Genomic DNA, 1,611 nt, shown 5'->3' with positions numbered 1-1,611 from the left:
CTGTGACAATACGACGTTGATAACCGCATTCTCGCAGTTTCTATCTTTGGTACAACCTACGACTCTCAGCCAAAAAGTGTCCACAGTATTGTTAATAATAAAACTGTATTTAATTTAAATGCCATTTTTTGCCCGTCCTTTATATTACAAAGCCTTAATCTAGATTGTTTTCACGACATGAATTAATCATTTTGGCAATCGCTTTATTTGCAATTGAGGCCGAAATATTTAATTGCGTCGTAGATAAAATGGCTCTAAAAGCTTGTGGCAGTTCAAGCTTAATAAAATGAATAACGCGCTCATTAGGCTTCCATTTTTCCATCGTGATGCCATCCTGCTGATTTACACTAAGGTTTTTTTAAGTTGGTTGTTTTTATGGAGCCAGTTTTCGAGGTACTGTTTTTCTCTTTTCAGTTTAGCAACTTGTTCGATTAATACGAGCTTTCGATCATAATAAAACTGACAATCCGACTGTAATTTAACGGTTTTATTGGCTATCTCCTCGTAATGGGTTTTCCAAGGCCTGAATCGACTGTTTTTTATTGAAGCCTCTGTATTGTAGCCGCTATGCCCCTCGATTTACGTCTGGCGTATTTTAATGAAATCTACGACATAGCTAGTGTTTTTATAGGTGTTAAGCAAATAGACAATAGCGATTTATGCAGCCAGTCAATGGCCGCGGCGTTAACGAAAGAAAATATGGAAGCTCAGCCTTCTGTGATCCAGCTTGGCACAAACCCTACACATGAAGCCATTCGAAGTGCCCATCGGGAATTAAAGGAGTCCGCGGCAACAGCACAATCTGCTGTGGATGTTCTCGAGAAACGCTATGAAAAAGTCTTGTTAAATCAGAAACAAAAAAGCTGCTCACAGAGTGTGGGTGTGAAGCAGCTTTCAGGATCTAACCAGAACGGAGGCAATTATGAACACGGTTGATATAAAAAACAATGATATTTCGTATCTAGGTAGTCACGCTTCGGATAATAAGCATCAGGGAGATTCAACGATCGTGGATATAAAAAAAGGTTATACACGTGTCGCCGATGAGTTATTAGAAGCTTTATGTCGAATGGAGCTAAGCGGTCGTGAGTTTCGCTTGGTATTAACGATAATTCGTAAGACGTATGGTTTTCACAAGTCAAAAGATTATATTGCACTAAGTCAACTGGCGGATATGTCAGGTATTCAAAAAAGCATATTTCCACCGTAATAAAAAACTAGTTGACTCCAAGATTTTACTCAGAGAAGGGCAGGGGCCGATTAAACAATATGGTATTAATCCTGTTATATCTGAATGGAAGCTGGTCAAACCGCGGACAAAAAAAGCTCCCAATTTGGGGCAAGTATCCCCGAAAATGGGGACGCGTGTATCCCCAAATTTAGGGAAAAATACCCCAATTTTGGAGAAAACCACCCCAAAAATGGGGATAACGCCAAACCCCAAATTTGGGGATTCGCACCCCGAAAATGGGGAAAACTACCCCAAAAACAGGTATATCAACAAAGATATAAATATAATTGTCAGCAGCAATGTAAAACTGACCCACTAGCAGCAATCGAATTTTGACCCACCTGAGTAAAATACCACCGTTTAAGCTTAAGTGTGTGGTA

At 39.7% G+C, this 1,611-nt stretch carries 4 protein-coding genes; 2 read left to right on the top strand and 2 right to left on the bottom strand.

The features are described from left to right. Nucleotides 1-154: 154 nt before the first annotated feature. On the bottom strand, nucleotides 155-322 hold the full coding sequence (locus F607_RS34490; RefSeq protein ID WP_157365630.1) for a hypothetical protein: 168 nt from the start codon (nucleotides 320-322) through the stop codon (nucleotides 155-157). Between the two features lie 245 nt (nucleotides 323-567). On the opposite strand from F607_RS34490, the gene F607_RS33350 reads away from it, so the two are divergent. Together F607_RS33350 and F607_RS0126875 are read left to right on the top strand one after the other, a co-directional pair. Further along, nucleotides 568-936 (top strand): hypothetical protein, encoded by a 369-nt coding sequence (locus F607_RS33350; protein WP_157365629.1) that lies wholly within the window; start codon nucleotides 568-570, stop codon nucleotides 934-936. Then, the gene (locus F607_RS0126875) at nucleotides 923-1,210 is read left to right on the top strand and encodes a replication protein (RefSeq protein WP_027710450.1); all 288 of its coding nucleotides are present in this window, start codon (nucleotides 923-925) and stop codon (nucleotides 1,208-1,210) included. Before F607_RS33350 ends, F607_RS0126875 begins: the two co-directional genes overlap by 14 nt. 169 nt (nucleotides 1,211-1,379) lie before the next feature. On the opposite strand, the gene F607_RS35355 is transcribed toward F607_RS0126875, so the two are convergent. Further along, nucleotides 1,380-1,611 (bottom strand): hypothetical protein (locus F607_RS35355; protein WP_211233724.1); only part of this gene is annotated, 232 nt, incomplete at its 5' end.

This window comes from Zooshikella ganghwensis DSM 15267, assembly GCF_000428585.1.
GTDB lineage: Bacteria > Pseudomonadota > Gammaproteobacteria > Pseudomonadales > Zooshikellaceae > Zooshikella > Zooshikella ganghwensis.
Note: the sequence above shows the minus strand (reverse complement) of the source record. Positions and strands in the feature narration are given on the sequence as shown.